Origin of the sequence: Moritella sp. F3 (assembly GCF_015082335.1) — a bacterium.
Lineage (GTDB): Bacteria > Pseudomonadota > Gammaproteobacteria > Enterobacterales > Moritellaceae > Moritella.
In genome coordinates, this window is sequence record NZ_BLRL01000149.1 from 1 (window position 1) to 239 (window position 239).

Below are 239 nucleotides of genomic sequence, written 5' to 3' on the forward strand. Positions count from 1 at the left end.
TAATATCGTCATTAAAACAGAGTTTTCTCACCCCAAAACTTTACACGTATTAAACAACGATACTCTGTTATCTGAATTACCCCGTTCTTGGGCACACTACTCACTCACGCTAGAACCGCTAAATCCCCCCGTGTTAGTGATACAAATGATGTTCGCACCTGATGAATGGCTATATATCGCCGCATTGCTACCAGCACCTTATGTATCCCTTAATGATAAATTAGTAAGTAATGATCAAT

Annotated in this window: 1 pseudogene; it reads left to right on the top strand. The window is 39.3% G+C overall.

From position 1 onward, the window contains the following. A pseudogene (locus JFU56_RS22730) lies at positions 1–239 on the top strand (two-component sensor histidine kinase); the annotation flags it as partial.